Source organism: Roseococcus sp. SDR, assembly GCF_019083995.1.
In the GTDB taxonomy this organism is placed as follows: Bacteria; Pseudomonadota; Alphaproteobacteria; order Acetobacterales; family Acetobacteraceae; genus Roseococcus.
In genome coordinates, this window is sequence record NZ_JAHRCU010000001.1 from 55,893 (window position 1) to 69,934 (window position 14,042).

Annotated in this window: 16 protein-coding genes; 4 read left to right on the forward strand and 12 right to left on the reverse strand. The window is 69.7% G+C overall.

The features are described from left to right. Positions 1-13: 13 nt before the first annotated feature. From KTR66_RS00290 to KTR66_RS00305, 4 genes are read right to left on the reverse strand one after another with little or no spacing between them, the layout of a single operon-like run. The gene (locus KTR66_RS00290) at positions 14-1,084 is read right to left on the reverse strand and encodes a C4-dicarboxylate TRAP transporter substrate-binding protein (RefSeq protein WP_213609201.1); all 1,071 of its coding nucleotides are present in this window, start codon (positions 1,082-1,084) and stop codon (positions 14-16) included. Positions 1,085-1,134: 50 nt separating this feature from the next. Next, on the reverse strand, positions 1,135-3,531 hold the full coding sequence (locus KTR66_RS00295; protein ID WP_213609203.1) for a xanthine dehydrogenase family protein molybdopterin-binding subunit: 2,397 nt from the start codon (positions 3,529-3,531) through the stop codon (positions 1,135-1,137). Continuing rightward, positions 3,528-4,127, reverse strand: a complete 600-nt coding sequence (locus KTR66_RS00300) for a (2Fe-2S)-binding protein (RefSeq protein ID WP_213609205.1) — start codon at positions 4,125-4,127, stop codon at positions 3,528-3,530. Before KTR66_RS00300 ends, KTR66_RS00295 begins: the two co-directional genes overlap by 4 nt. Continuing rightward, on the reverse strand, positions 4,124-4,990 hold the full coding sequence (locus tag KTR66_RS00305; RefSeq protein ID WP_213609207.1) for a xanthine dehydrogenase family protein subunit M: 867 nt from the start codon (positions 4,988-4,990) through the stop codon (positions 4,124-4,126). Before KTR66_RS00305 ends, KTR66_RS00300 begins: the two co-directional genes overlap by 4 nt. 101 nt (positions 4,991-5,091) lie before the next feature. Between KTR66_RS00305 and KTR66_RS00310 the strand changes: the two genes are divergently transcribed. Continuing rightward, positions 5,092-5,688, forward strand: coding sequence for a TetR/AcrR family transcriptional regulator (locus KTR66_RS00310; protein WP_213609209.1), 597 nt, complete (start codon positions 5,092-5,094; stop codon positions 5,686-5,688). On the opposite strand, the gene KTR66_RS00315 is transcribed toward KTR66_RS00310, so the two are convergent. The 8 genes from KTR66_RS00315 to KTR66_RS00350 form a co-directional block, all read right to left on the reverse strand. Beyond that, positions 5,681-5,956: a chaperone modulator CbpM gene (locus tag KTR66_RS00315; RefSeq protein WP_213609211.1), complete on the reverse strand. Its 276-nt coding sequence runs from the start codon at positions 5,954-5,956 to the stop codon at positions 5,681-5,683. The two genes, KTR66_RS00310 and KTR66_RS00315, sit on opposite strands and share 8 nt — an antisense overlap. Further along, positions 5,953-6,873, reverse strand: coding sequence for a DnaJ C-terminal domain-containing protein (locus KTR66_RS00320; RefSeq protein WP_213609213.1), 921 nt, complete (start codon positions 6,871-6,873; stop codon positions 5,953-5,955). Before KTR66_RS00320 ends, KTR66_RS00315 begins: the two co-directional genes overlap by 4 nt. Positions 6,874-6,900: 27 nt before the next feature. Further along, positions 6,901-7,386, reverse strand: a complete 486-nt coding sequence (locus KTR66_RS00325; protein ID WP_213609215.1) for a DUF1178 family protein — start codon at positions 7,384-7,386, stop codon at positions 6,901-6,903. Between the two features lie 89 nt (positions 7,387-7,475). Further along, positions 7,476-7,733 carry a glutaredoxin 3 gene (gene grxC / locus KTR66_RS00330; protein WP_213609217.1) on the reverse strand — a complete coding sequence of 86 codons (258 nt, stop codon included), beginning with the start codon at positions 7,731-7,733 and terminating at the stop codon, positions 7,476-7,478. Between the two features lie 40 nt (positions 7,734-7,773). Next, positions 7,774-8,007 (reverse strand): hypothetical protein, encoded by a 234-nt coding sequence (locus tag KTR66_RS00335; protein ID WP_213609220.1) that lies wholly within the window; start codon positions 8,005-8,007, stop codon positions 7,774-7,776. A 71-nt stretch (positions 8,008-8,078) separates the two neighbouring features. Then, complete coding sequence (locus KTR66_RS00340) at positions 8,079-8,909, reverse strand: ComF family protein (RefSeq protein ID WP_371818981.1); 831 nt, start codon at positions 8,907-8,909, stop codon at positions 8,079-8,081. A 95-nt stretch (positions 8,910-9,004) separates the two neighbouring features. Beyond that, positions 9,005-10,540: a rhodanese-like domain-containing protein gene (locus KTR66_RS00345; RefSeq protein WP_249731745.1), complete on the reverse strand. Its 1,536-nt coding sequence runs from the start codon at positions 10,538-10,540 to the stop codon at positions 9,005-9,007. Further along, a complete protein-coding gene (locus tag KTR66_RS00350) occupies positions 10,540-11,154 on the reverse strand; it encodes a cysteine dioxygenase family protein (protein WP_213609222.1) in 615 nt (204 codons plus the stop codon). Before KTR66_RS00350 ends, KTR66_RS00345 begins: the two co-directional genes overlap by 1 nt. Before the next feature lie 74 nt (positions 11,155-11,228). On the opposite strand from KTR66_RS00350, the gene KTR66_RS00355 reads away from it, so the two are divergent. The 3 genes from KTR66_RS00355 to radC all read left to right on the forward strand — a co-directional run bounded on the left by KTR66_RS00355 (position 11,229) and on the right by radC (position 13,866). After that, on the forward strand, positions 11,229-12,098 hold the full coding sequence (locus KTR66_RS00355; protein WP_213609884.1) for a class I SAM-dependent methyltransferase: 870 nt from the start codon (positions 11,229-11,231) through the stop codon (positions 12,096-12,098). Between the two features lie 62 nt (positions 12,099-12,160). After that, entirely contained in the window at positions 12,161-12,973 is an 813-nt protein-coding gene (map, locus tag KTR66_RS00360) for a type I methionyl aminopeptidase (protein ID WP_213609224.1), read from the forward strand. 155 nt (positions 12,974-13,128) lie between these two features. Then, on the forward strand, positions 13,129-13,866 hold the full coding sequence (gene radC / locus KTR66_RS00365) for a RadC family protein (protein WP_371818960.1): 738 nt from the start codon (positions 13,129-13,131) through the stop codon (positions 13,864-13,866). Positions 13,867-14,042: the final 176 nt, after the last annotated feature.

The window sequence follows — 14,042 nt, forward strand, 5'->3', positions numbered from 1 at the left end:
CGCCCTTCTTCGCTTACGCGGTCAGTTCGCGATCCCAGTCGCGGCCCGGCGTCTGGCCGGCCGCGCGGATCGCCGCGAAATAGGCGGTGAGCACATCGCGCGAGGCAGGGCCCGAGCTGTCCGCCCAGGTGCGGGCCAGGTTGGGCAGGCCGCGGATCCAGCGCGTGCGCTCGGCCTCGGGCAGGGTGGAGATGACCGCACCCTGGCGCACCATCTCGGCCTCGGCGGTCGCGATGCGCGCCGAGACGTCGCGGATATGCGCCTGGGTCGTGGCCTTGCCGGCCTCGGTCATGGCGCGGCGCACGGGCTCGGGCCAGCGTTCGAAGCGCTGCCGGTTGGCGGCGATGCCGCCCACATACATGGCACCCACGTCGCACTTCGTGATGAAGCGCGCGACCTCATGCACGCGCGTCGGCAGGATGCCCACGAAGAAGGAGAGCGCGCCCTCGGACACGCCGGTCTGGATGTCGGTGTAGTAGGTGGTCAGCGCGCCATCCACCGGCGTCGCACCCGTGCCCGTCAGCCAATTGGCGCTCGTGCCGGGGGCCGAGATCTTGCGGTTGCGCAGATCATCCAGCGTGCGGATCGGGAAGTTGGACCAGATGTGGTAGGTGTCGGTGATGTAGGAGCTGAGCGGGACCATGTTCAGCCCGTTCCAGTTCGCGCGGATCGCCGGCACGGTCGCGTTCATGCCCTCGAAGGCATTGGCGATGACGCCGTGGTCGCCCGTCGCGAAGGGCGTGAAATAGGTGACGTTCTGGAGCGGCATGGTGCTGCCCTCCCAGAGCGTGCCGACATAGCCGATGTCGGTGATGTTGTCGCGCACCGCCTCCATCGTGTCCTGGAAGCGGTAGAGCGTGCCGCCATAGGATTCGCGCCAGTTGATGCGGTGCGTGTTGCCATTGTCACGCAGCTGCTTGTCCACCTCCGGCTGGAAGACGTTCTTCATCATCGCCACCCAGAAATTGGCGACGGGATGGCTGGAGGCGATGGTGACGTTGAGCGCGGTCTGCGCCTTGGCGTGGATGGAAAACAGCGGCAGGGCGGAAGCGCCCATGAGCAGGCTGCGGCGAGCAGTGGACATTCCTGAAACTCCCTTTGTCGTCACGCCTTGGCGGCGCTGTGTGGTGAAGCTTATGCGATGGCGCCGAGCGCGCGGAGAATGCGCTCGGGCGTGAAAGGTTGTTCATGCACGCGGGCGTTCAGCGGGCGCAAGGCATCGTTGATCGCGTTCATGATGGCCCCCGGCGCGCCGGCCGTCCCGGCCTCGCCCGCGCCCTTGGCGCCGAGCAGGGATTCGCGCGTGGGCGTCTCGACGTGGCCCACATGCATCTCCGGCATTTCGGCCGACATGGGCACCAGGTAGTCGGCCAGCGTCGTCGTCAGCAGATTGCCCTCGCTGTCATAGACGCAGTTCTCATAGAGCGCGCCGCCGATGCCCTGGACGATGCCGCCGCGGACCTGCTCATCCACCAGCATCGGGTTCACGACGCGCCCGCAATCCTCGACGCACCAATGCTCCAGCAGCTTCACCATGCCCGTCATGGGGTCCACCTCCACCCAGCTCGCCTGGATGCCGTTGGTGAAGGCGAAGGGGTATTCCTTGGTGATGAAGTGGCGCGTCTGCACCAGCTCACGCTGGAGGTCCTTCGGCAGCGTGTCGCCGCGGAAATAGACGATGCGGCCCAGTTCGTGCAGCGTCATCCGCTCGGCCCCCGTCGCCTTGTCGGTGACGTTGCCCATGCTGATGTCGAGGCTCTCGGGCGCGGCCTGGAGCATGGCGCCGGCCACCTCCAGGATCTGCTGCTTCAGCGCGATCGCCGATTGCAGCGCGGCCTCGCCGCCGATGCCGGCGCCGCGGCAGGCCCAGGTGCCGCCGCCATAGGGCGTGGTCTGGGTGTCGCCCGTGATGATCTTTACGCGGCTGACCGGCACGCCCACGCCGTGTGCGACGATCTGCGCCAGGATGGCCTCCGTCCCCTGGCCCTGCTCGGTGACGCCGGAGGAGGCGACGATGGAGCCATCCGGGTCCATCCGCACCGTGCAGCCATCCTGCGCCGAGATGCGCGCCCCGCCGATGCCGTACATGAAGGGCGAGGGGTTGGTCAGCTCGATGAAGGCCGCGAAGCCCAGGCCGCGATGGACGCCGCGCTTGCGCGCTTCCTCCTGGTCAGCGCGGATCTTCGCGACCGGCACCATCTCGAGCAGCTTGTCGAGCGAGGCGTGGTGCGACAGCCCTTCGAAGCGCATGCCGGGCGGCGAGGTATAAGGATAGGCGTCATCGGCGATCAGGTTGCGGCGCCGGATCTCGATCGGGTCCATGCCCAGCGCCTCGGCGGCCAAGTCCATCAGTCCCTCGGTCACGGCTGTGGCGATAGGGTGGCCGACCGCGCGATACTGGCAGGTGGGCGCCTTGTTCTGCAGAACCACCGTGGTGGTGCAGCGGTAATTCTTGAAGTCGTAGGGCCCGCCGCAGAGGTTCACCACCTGGTTGCCCTCGATGGCGCTGGTGCGGGGATAGACCGAATAGGGGCCGATGCCCGTCAGGTCATCCACGTCGAAGGCCAGGACCTTGCCCTGCCCGTCCACGGCGAGGCGCGCCTTGATGCGGTGGTCGCGCGCATGAATGTCGCTGGCGAAGGCCTCAAAGCGATCGGCGATGAACTTCACCGGGCGGCCCAGGATGCGCGCCATGGCCGCGACGGCGACCTCGTCCGGATAGACATGCACCTTGATGCCGAAGCTGCCGCCGACATCCTTGCAGATGACGCGGACATCGCCCTCCTCCATGCGGAGATGCTTGGCGAAGACGCCCTGCATCATGTGCGGCGCTTGCGTCGAGTGATGCACCGTCAGCGTGCCATCGGCGCGGTTGTAGTCGGCGATGATGGAGCGCGGCTCCAGCGTGACACCGGTGTGGCGGCCGGTGACGAAGCGGGCCTCGACCACCTTGTGGGCGCTGGCGAAGGCGCCGGCGACATCGCCCGTCTCGGCGGTGCGGGTGAAGACCAGGTTGTCGCCGAGCTCGGGGTGGATGACGACGGCGTCCGGGGCCAGCGCCGTCTCCATGTCGGTCTGCGCGGGCAGGGGCTCGAATTCGACGCGGAGTGCGGCCACGCCATCCTCGGCCGCCGCGCGGCTTTCGGCGACGACGGCGACGACGGGCTCGCCCTGCCAGGTGGCGCGGCTCAGCGGCAGCGGGTGCTGCGGCGCCGACTTCATCCCCTTCAGGTGATCAAGCGTCGCGACCCAGGGGTCGCAGACCTTGGCGAGGTCCGCGCCGGTGAAGACGCGGATCACGCCCGGCACGGCCAGCGCCGCGCTGGTGTCGATGGCGCCGATGCGCGCATGGGCGTGCGGGCTGCGCAGGAAGGCCGCATGGACCATGCGGGGCAGCACCACGTCATCCGTATAGGTCGCGCGGCCCTGCACCAGCTTGGGCGCGTTCGGGCGCGGGACGGAGCGGCCGATATAGGAATTCGGCAGATCCTCGCGCGAGAGGCCGATGGAGGCGGGGGTGATCTCGTTCATCGGCTTGCCTCCGATGACTGGAGCGCCGGTACGGCGCGGAGGTCTGAATCGGCGGCCAAATGCCTTGCCTTCAGCGTGTCTTCCACGGCGTCCACGATGGCCTGGTAGCCGGTGCAGCGGCAGTAATTGCCCGAGAGATGCTCGCGGATCTCGGCGCGCGACGGCGTGCCGCCCCCTGCTTCCTCGGCATGGGCCAGGATATCGGCCGCCGTCATGATCATCCCCGGCGTGCAGAAGCCGCATTGCGCCGCGTTGCGGGCCACGAAATTGGCCTGGAGGTCGGCCACCTCGCCGCTGTCCGACAGGCCCTCGATGGTGACGACATCCGCGCCATCGAGCGAGGCCGCCAGCACCAGGCAGCCACGCACGATCTCGCCATCCACCCGCACCGTGCAGGCGCCGCAGACGCCATGCTCGCAGCCCGCATGGCTGCCGGTGAGGCCAAGGTCGAGGCGGAGGAAGTCGATCAGGTGGCGGCGCGGTTCGACATGGCGGGTCACGCGCTCGCCATTCACGGTCAGCGAGATGCGCTGCTGCGGCGGATTCACGCTCCGCTCCTCGCTGGCGCTGCGGTGCTCACGATCCGACGCGGTCATGCGGCGATCTCCGAGGGGTTCAGGAAGCCGTTGAGGACGCGGCCCGTCAGCACGCGGGCGAGATGGCGCTTCATCTCGGGCGGGCCGTGCAGATCCTGCGGCGGGTCGAGATCCTCGCCGAGCGCGGCCTGGGCGGCGGCGATGCTGGCGGCGTCCAGCGCCCGGCCTTCGAGTGCGGCCGAAGCGCGGGCGGCCAGCACCGGGCCGGTGCCCACGCCGAAATAGACCAAGCGCGGCGCCACCACGCGCCCGCCCTCGATCCGCAGCGCGGCGGCCAGCCCCGCCATGGCATAATCGCCCGAGCGGCGCGCGACCTCCTGGATGGCGCTGCGGCGCTCGGCCAGCGGGATCTCCACGGCGGCGATGATCTCACCCGGGTTCAGCGCCGTCTGCAGCAGGTCGGTGAAGAAGTCGCGCGCGGGAATCCGGCGCTCGCCGGCGGCCGAGGCCGTCACCACCACCGCATCCAGCGCCACGATGCAGGCCGGCAATTCGGCGGCCGGGTCGGCATAGGCGAGGCTGCCGCCGATGGTGCCGCGGTTGCGGATGGCGGGGTGGGCGATGAGCGGGACGGCGGCGGTGAGCAGCGGGGCGTGCCGCGCCACCAGCGCATCGCGCCCCAGCTCCGCATGGCGGGTCAGCGCGCCGATGCGCAGCACGCCGCTGGAAACGGAAATGCCGCGCAGCTCGGGGATGCGCGTGATGTCCACCAGCGTGCCGGGTTCGGAGAGGCGGAAGGCGAGGGTGGCGAGCAGCGTCTGCCCGCCCGCGATGATCTGCGCCGCAGACCCGTGCTGCGCCAGCACCGACCATAGGTCGGGCAGGCTCGCGGCGCGGGCATAGCCCATGGCCGGCCACTTCATGAACTGTTTCCCCTGAAACTCTTGTTGATCGAATGATCACCGAGCCCCCTTTCCTGTCAAGCCATCCCGGTCTCAGATGGCGCGGCACAGGGGAGGACCGCTTGGAAGGCAGCATCACGCGTCGCCGGCTGGAGCCGGCGGCCCGGCGCGAGGAGATCATCCGCGCCGCCACCGCCTATTTCGCCGAGGTCGGATTCGGTGGGCCGACGCGCGACCTGGCGCGGCGGGCGGGCGTGACCCAGGCGCTGCTCTACAAGTACTTCGCCAGCAAGGCGGAGCTGCGCGAGGCGGTGTTCGAGCGCGTCTATCTCGGCCGAATCGCGCCGCATTGGCTCGATGAACTGCGCGACCGCACCGTTCCGATCCGCGCGCGCCTCTGCCGTTTCTACGCCCAGTACACGCGCGCCATCTTCACCTATGAGTGGATGCGCATCTTCATGTGGGCGGGCCTCGATGGCGATGCGCTGAACCGCCGCTACCTCGAGCATGTCAGTGCGCTGCTGCTGGCGCCGATGCGCGAGGAAATCACGGCGGCGGCCGAGGGGCGCTGGGCGCCGGGAATGGAGGATCTGTGGAACCTCCATGGCGGCATCGTCTATCTCGGTATCCGGCGGCACATCTATCACCTGCCGGTGCCGGAGGATGTGACGCCGGTGATCGAAGCGGCGGTGGACCGCTTCCTCGGTCCCCTCAGCTAGCGTCCGGCTCTACACCCATCGCGCGCAGGCGCCGGCGCAGCTCATAGAGCTGGTCAAGCAGGGAGAGCACCACGGGCAGCGCCTCCTCGTTCACCGCCATGTCCTCGCGCAGCTCGAGGATCAGGCGCACACGCTCCACGTCCAGCTCGGTGAAGACGAGCGTGCCCTCATTGCGCTCCGGCCGCACATGTCCCTCGGCGATCCAGCCTTGCAGATCGTCGATCCGCAGCCGGGTGAAGCGGGCGCAGAGGATATCGAGCGTGATCATGGCGCGGCCTCCAGCCCGGCGCGCGGGTCTTCAGGGTGCTCCGGCGTCCAGTCGCGCAGGAAGGATTTCAGCGCCTCATCCGCGGTCCCGATCACGATGCGCAATGTGAGGAAGAGGTCGCCCGCCGCGCGCTCCCCATGCGCCGCGACGCCCCGCCCGCGCAGGCGGATCTGCCGCCCCGCATCGCTGCCCTCGGGCAGGGTCACGCGCAGCGGGCCGCCGGGGGTCGGGACGATGACGGGGCCGCCCAGCACCGCCTCCTTCACCGTCACCGGCAAGTCCATGTGCAGGTCGTTGCCCTCGCGGCGATAGAGCTTGTGGGGCGCGACCTCCAGCTCGATCAGCGCGTCGCCATCCGGCCCGCCATTGCGGCCGGGCCCACCCTGGCCGCGCAGGCGCAGCACCTGGCCGGTCTCGACGCCGGGCGGGATCTTCACGCTCAGGCCGCGTCCATCGGGCAGGGTCAGCGTCTCGGTGGCACCCTGCACCGCGTGCAGGAAGGGCACGGCCAGGCGGTAGCTCTCATCCATGCCGCGGCGCGGTGCGGACTCGGCGCGGCGCCGCTGCTCGAAGAGATCGGCGAAGAGGTCCTCGAACACCTCCGCATCGGGCCGCGCGCCGCCGCGCGGGCCGTATTTCTCGCCGGTCGGCTGTTCGGCGTAATGGCGGTAGCTGTGCTGGGGGCGCTGCTCCTGGCCCTCGGCGTCGATCTCGCCGCGGTCGAAGCGGGCGCGCTTCTCCGGGTCGCTCAGCAGGTCATTGGCGGCGGAGATGGCCTTGAAGCGCGCCTCGGCCTCGGGCTTGCCCGGGTTCAGATCCGGGTGGTGCTGCCGGGCGAGCTTCCGATAGGCCGACTTGATCGCCTCGGGCGAGGCGTCCCGCGGCACGCCGAGGGTCTTGTAGGGGTCTTCGGCCATGGATTTCTCCTTGCCCCTACGATGGCATTAGCCGTCCGCGCGGGGAACCCAGGGCAGGCGCGCGACCTCGATGCCTTCCTCGCGCAGCGCTTCCGCCTCGGCCTCGGTCGCCTCGCCATAGATGCCGCGCGCCTCGGCCTCGCCCTCATGGATGCGGCGGGCTTCCTTCGCGAAATCCTTGCCCATGTTCTCGCAATTCGCCTCGATCTCCTGCCGCATGCGCTGCAGGAGGGCGACCACCTGCGCCGGCATGGGCCCGGCGGCGAGGCGCGGCGTCTGGTCATCGGCGGCGGGCTTGGGCACCTCGGCCGGGGCGGGTGCGACAGCTGCGCGCCCCTTCACACCCGGGGTCTTTCGGATGGCGGGCGCCATCAGGGCCTTGCTCACCTTCGTGTCGCCGCAGACCGGGCAATCGACCAGGCCGGCAGCGGCCATGCGATCAAAGGCGGCGCCATCCTTGAACCAGCTTTCGAATTCATGCGCATTGTCGCAGCGGAGCGAGAAGCGGATCATCCCTTCATACCTTCATCGGCCGGCCAAGCTCGCGCCGGTCACCTGATTGTCACATGGGAGGGCCGGAGGCGATTGCGAGGGGGGGCGTCTCAGCCCGCGAGGAGTGCTTCGAGCTTGCCGGCACGGTCGAGAGCGACAAGGTCGTCCGACCCGCCGATGGCCTGCCCATTGATGAAGATCTGCGGGACGGTGGTGCGCCCGCCGGAGCGCGCGATGGCATCCTTGCGCGCCTGGCTGCCATGCGGCGCGTCGAATTCTTCGAAGCTCACGCCACGCTTGGTCAGCAGCGCGCGGGCGCGGTCGCAGTAAGGGCAGAAGGCGGTCGTGTAGATTTCGATCTTGGGCATGGCCGCAATAGGCCGAGGGCCGCCCCCGGCGTCAAGCGGTTCAGTCGCCGAGGATGGAGAGCAGCAGCGCGGCCAGGCCAAGGCCAAGGCCCAGCGCCCCCGTCAGCACCACGAAAAAGCCGCGCCATTCCGCACCGTCCAGGCCGAAAAGCGGAGTGTTCTGCGTCGTGGGGCGCGTGGCGGTCATGTCGAAGCGCTGCTCCGGATGGCTCGTCACGAAGCTGTCGAAGGGCGAGGCGCCCGGATTGTGGAAGTTGCGGCCATCGAAAGGCATGGCGCTGGCTCCATCCTGTTGGTGGCCACAGCATGCGCGCGAGATGTTGAGAAAGGTTTAAGGGCGGCCGGTCACGCCGGGCGCTCGATCCGCGGGTCGGGCACGCGGGCGGCGGCCAGCACCATCACCTCCGCCGCGCCCGCCGCAAGCAGGGTCCGGGCGCAGGCATCGGCGGTGGCGCCGCTGGTCAGCACGTCATCCACCAGCAGCAGGCGCTTGCCGTGAATGCGCGCCGCGGCGCCGGGAATCAGGCCGAAGGCGCCCTCCAGCACCGCCGCGCGCGCGCGCGCGCCCAGCTCACCGAGCGGCTGGGTGGCGCGCAGGCGGCGCAGCACCATGGGGGCGTGGGGCACATGGCTGATCCGCGAGAGCCGGGCGGCCAGCAGCGCCGCCTGGTTGTGGCGGCGGCGGAACAGCCGCCAGCGGTGCAGGGGCACCGGCACCAGCAATTCGGCGCGGCGCAGCAGTTCGGCCCCGGCGCGCGCCATGTGGCGGGCGAGGGGGGCCGTCAACTCGGTCCGGTCCCGATGCTTGAAGGGCAGGATCAGCGCCTTGGCGCCCGCATCATAGCGCAGCGCGGCGCGCGCCTGGGTGAAGGCGGGTGGGGCGGCCACGCAGGCCTCGCACCACAGCGCCTCCAGATGCGGCACGCCCGCACCGCCATGCGGGAAGGGCACGCCGCAGCGGTCGCATAACGGTGCGGTCACGAAGGCGAGGCCGGCGAAGCAGGCCGGGCATTGCCCGCCCTGGACGCCGACGGGCTCCTCGCATGTCAGGCAGGTGGGCGGCAGCAGCGCATCCAGGATGCCGCCGCCCAGTCGCCGGAAGGCGCTGCCCGCCCGATTCAGACCTTCGCGCCCTGCGGCGCTCCGGTCATCGGGAGTGATGCCCGCCCGATTCAGACCTTCGCGCCCTGCGGCGCTCCGGTCATCGGGCGTGATGCCCGCCCGATTCAGACCTTCGCGCCCTGCGGCGCTCCGGTCATCGGGCGGGGGCGCTACCAGGCGCCGAAGCGCGCATCGCCGTCGCGCGCCACCTCATGCACGAGATCAATCTCCCAGGAGAGATAGGCGTGCATGGCCGCCTCGATGCCGGAATTCCGGTCATAGGGGCGGAGATACCAGTCCACGCAGGCCTCGTCTGGCGGATTGGTGCGGTCGGCGGCCAGCGGCAGGCCGGCCGCCTTCCAGGCCGCCACACCACCCTCCAGCACGCGCGCGCCCGGAATCTCGGCCGCCGCGAGGTGGGCAAGCCAGGGATCGGGCGCCGTCACCACCACCGGGCCCGCGATCTTGGGCACGCGGCCCCGCACCGCCCAGACCGAGCCGGGGATATGCCCGGCCCGGAAGTCGATGCTGCGGGCCAGGTCCACCACCGTCACGCCCGTCTCGGCGGCCAGCGTCTGGGGCATGACGACCGGCATCTGCGGCACCTCGGGCGCCACCGGCTTCCAGGGCCCCGTCGCGAGCTCGCCCGAAAGCGCCCCCTCGACCACGAACACCTCCCAGCCGCCCATCTGGCGCAGCCAGGCGGCGGACATGCGGGCGCGCACCGTGTCGTCATCCGCCAGGATCACGCGCGCGCCACGCACCGCGACCCACTGGTCGGTCGCCTGCACCAGCTGACCGCCCGGCGCGTGGCGGAAGCCCGGGATGTGGCCCGCGGCATATTCCTCGGCCGCCCGGACATCGAGGGCATAGGTGCTGCGGCTCTCATCGGCCAGCATCGCCAGGGCGGCGGCGCGGCTGATCAGCTTCACCCCATTCTCCGCCGCGAAGGCAGAGGCACGTTGCAGCGCGAGCGCCGCGCTGGCCGGCGTGCCGGGAGCGTAGCTGCGCGTCACGCCGCGCTCGCACTGAAAGCCCGCCAGCTCCCATCCCATGGTGCCGTTGCGCAGCGCCACGATGCGGTTGGGAACCCCGGCACGGCGCAGGCTCTCGGCGCCCATGATGCTGCGGGTGCGGCCCGCGCAATTCACCACGATGGTCGTCTCGGCATCGGGCACCAGGTCGCCGATGCGATAGGCCAGCTCGCCGCCCGGCACGTTCACCGCGCCGGGGATCGTCATGCGCACGAACTCGTCCATCGGGCGGCTGTCCAGGATGACCATGGGCTTCCCGGAATCCTTGAGCGCCTGCAGCTCCGGCGGGTCGAGGCTCTCGGTGCCGTAATGGTGCTCCACCCATTCGCCGAAGGCCTTGGAGGGCACATGCACGCCGGTGAAGACGACATAGCCCGCCGCCGCCCAGGCCGGCGTGCCACCGGCGAGGACATGCACATCGCTAAAGCCGATGGAGGTCAGATAGGTGGCGAGCTTCTCCGCATGCCCCTCGCCGCCATCCACGCAGACCACGCGCGTGGCCTGTCGCGGCAGCAGCGCGCGGGCGCGCAGCTCCTTCTTGGAGAGCGGGCAGGGCACCGCCCAGAAGAGGTGCCCATGGCCGAACTCCCCCTCCTCGCGCGCGTCGAGGATGGCGAGCTCGGTGCCTTCGGAAATCCAGGCCTTGAGCGTGGCCGGCGTGACACTCGTCATCAGGACTTCGCGTCCGCCGTCGGCTTCATGAAATTCTTGTTGTAATAGGAAACGACGCCCGTCTTGTCGTCGAAGGCGCGGCGGCCATCGAGCTTCTCCAGCGCCAGGCCATACATGTGCAGGTGGCGCGTGGGGCGCGTGCCCGTCGTGTGGATCGAGTGGATGTCCTCCGGCATCAGGCAGATGCCGCGGCCGGGCTCCACCATGATCTCCTCGCGCACGCGCATCTCGCAGCGCTCGGGGTTGGAGCCGTCATCCAGGCGGTCATAGACCTTGTTCAGCTCCTGCCCGTCCACGGCGACGACGACGGCCCAGGTGGTGTGGTCATGCGGCTTGGTCTCGTTGCCCGGGTTCAGCGCGTTCAGATAGAGGGCGAAGCGGTTGTTCTCCTCCTCGCGCAGCAGGTAGCGGTTGCTGCCCTTCTCGCCATTGGGCGGCGGCGGGAATTCGGCGCTGGGGAAGAGGTGCTCCTGCGCGGCGAGGTTCATCAGCTCGGCCTTGATGGCCTCCAGCGCCTCGCGCGTGACGCCCATGCGGGCCTCGATCTCGCGCACGCGGCCCACGGCGGCGGCCACGGCGGCGGTGCGGGCCGCCTTTACATCCATGCTGTTCATCTGCGTTCTCCCTCTCGGATCGGGAAACGATAGTCCTGCTTGCGCGCCAGCACCACAGGCCGCAGATGAACTCCATGGAAGCCAATCCGGAGATCTTCGACCGCCGCCTGATGCGCCTCCGCCGCGAGCGCGCGGCGCCGCGCGTGGCCCAGGTGGCCCCCATCCTGGAGGCCGCGGCCGATCTCCTGCTCGACCGGCTGGATGACACGACGCGCCGCTTCACCCGTGCGCTCGACCTCGGCGGGCGCGGCGTGGTGGCGCCACGGCTCGCGGCGCGCGGCATTCCCTTCATCGTTTCGATGGACCTGGCGGAAGGCATGGCGGCCCGCGCCGGGGGGATCGCCGTCGCCGGTGACGAGGAGTGGCTGCCCTTCGCGCCCGAGAGCTTCGATCTCGTCGTCGCCAATCTCAGTCTGCATGGTGTGAACGACCTGCCCGGGGCCCTGGTGCAGATCCGCCGCGCCCTGCGGCCCGATGGCCTCTTCCTCGCGGCACTCCCCGGCTTCGGCACGCTCCAGGGCCTGCGCGAGGCGTTGGCGGCGGCCGAGGCCGAGACGCGCGGCGGTGTCTCCCCCCGCATCGCCCCCTTCGCCGAGCTCCGGGACCTGGCCGGCCTTCTGCAGCGTGCTGGTTTCGCCCTGCCCGTGGCCGACCAGGACAGCCTGCCCCTGCAATACCGCTCCGCCATGGGCCTCGTGGCCGATCTGCGCGCCGCCGGCGAGGGCAACGCGATCCGCGCCGCCGATCGCCGCACGCCGCCACGCGCCTTGTTTCCCTTGGCTTTTTCGGGTCTCGACCTCGCGATGGAGCTGCGCCTCCTGGTCATGACAGGCTGGGCGCCGCACGAGAGCCAGCAGAAGCCCGCCCGCCCCGGCAGCGCCAATGCCCGCCTGGCCGAGGCGCTGGGCAGCCCGGAATACAAGACCGGCGATAAAGCGGGTTGAACCTTGCGCGCGCCGCGCGCATCTTAGGGGTTCTCCAAAACCCGATCGGTCAGCCTATCCAGATGGAAAATTCGGGCGGCGAATCCCGCCGCATCACGCGCCATGCGCCAGAGGATTTCGCGGGCGCGCGCCGGGCCGGCGCGCTCGCGGCCGCATGCCTGGACATGATCACCCCGCATGTGCGCCCTGGCGTCACCACCGGGCATCTCGACCAGCTCTGCCATGACTTCATGGTGGCGCATGGGGCGGTGCCGGCCACGCTCGGCTATCGCGGCTACACGAAATCCTCCTGCATCTCGATCAACCACGTCGTCTGCCACGGCATTCCGGGCGAGCGGACCATCGCCGAGGGCGACATCCTCAACATCGACGTGACCGCGCTGCTCGATGGCTGGCACGGCGACACCAGCCGCATGTATGCGGCGGGCGAGATCAGCACCAAGGCGCGGCTGCTGATGGACGTGACCTATGAGGCGATGATGCGCGGCATCGCCATGGCCAAGCCGGGCAATACCTTTGGCGACATCGGCCACGCCATCCAGACCTATGCCGAGAAGCACCGCTTCTCCATCGTGCGGGACTTCTGCGGCCATGGCATCGGCCGCAAGTTCCATGAGCCGCCGAACGTGCTGCATTTCGGCCGACCGGGCGAAGGCCCGAAGCTGGCGCCGGGCATGTTCTTCACCATCGAGCCCATGGTGAATGCCGGCCGCCCCGAGGTGAAGATCCTGGATGATGGCTGGACCGCCGTGACGCGGGACCGCAGCCTCTCCGCGCAGTTCGAGCACATGGTCGGCATCACCGAGACCGGCTGCGAGATCTTTACGCTCAGCCCTGGGGGGATGCACAAACCCCCTTATGTCGTGCCGGGCTGAGCGTTGATTTTTGGCGCCCTCAGACGCCGGGCGCCGGCTCCGCCGGCTTGGCTTCGCGCCGCGACGGGTATTCCGGCTGTGAGCGCGGTCTGGGCGCGCCGGCCGCCTTGCGGCCGGATTCTTGGAGGATCCCTCTCTTTCGCTTCGGGTGCGCCGTGACGCGGCGGCGTGGGCTCTCGGAGGCCGGCGGCCTCTTCGATCCCGCGCCGGTCGCGGCCACGCCCTCGGGCGTGGAGGGCCATCGTGGCCGGATGCGGCAGAAGCTGCTCGAGGGTGGTGCCGAGGGCATCCTCGACCATGAACTCATCGAGATGCTGCTCTTCCTGGCCCTGCCGCGGCGGGACACCAAGCCCATCGCCCGCGCCATGCTGGCCCGCTTTGGCAGCTTCGCCGATGCGCTGAGCGCGCCCACGCAGGAACTCCGCCAGATCGAAGGCCTGGGTGATGCCGGCATCGCGGCGCTGCGCACCGTCCAGGTGGCCGCGCTGCGCATGGTCAAGGCCCCGCTCATCCGCCAGGACACGCTGAACAACTGGGACCGCCTGATGGACTACCTCACCGCCGCCATGGCGCGGGAGCGGGTGGAGCAGTTCCGCATCCTCTTCCTCGACACCAAGAACCGCCTTCTGGCCGACGAGGCCCAGGCGCGCGGCACGGTGAACCACACCCCGGTCTATCCGCGCGAGGTGGTGAAGCGCGCCCTGGAACTGCACGCCACCGCACTGATCCTGGTGCACAACCACCCCTCGGGCGATCCGACGCCGAGCCGCGCGGACATCGAGATGACGGCCGAGGTGAAGCAGGCCGCGGCGGCACTCGGCATCACGCTGCATGACCATGTGATCATCGGCCGCGAGCAGCAGCTCTCCTTCCGGCGCGAGGGGCTCCTTTAGCAGGCTGCTGAAAAACTCCGCTGTGGGACCGAGGGGCCAGCCCCTCGGACACCCCGGCAAGAACCTCAGGTTCTTGCATCTCCGATAAGTATTTGATTTAATTTAACAATCGAAGATCCAAGAAACTGAGTTTCTTGGCGGGAGAGTACGAGAGGGCGGAGCCCTTTCGTCTTTTG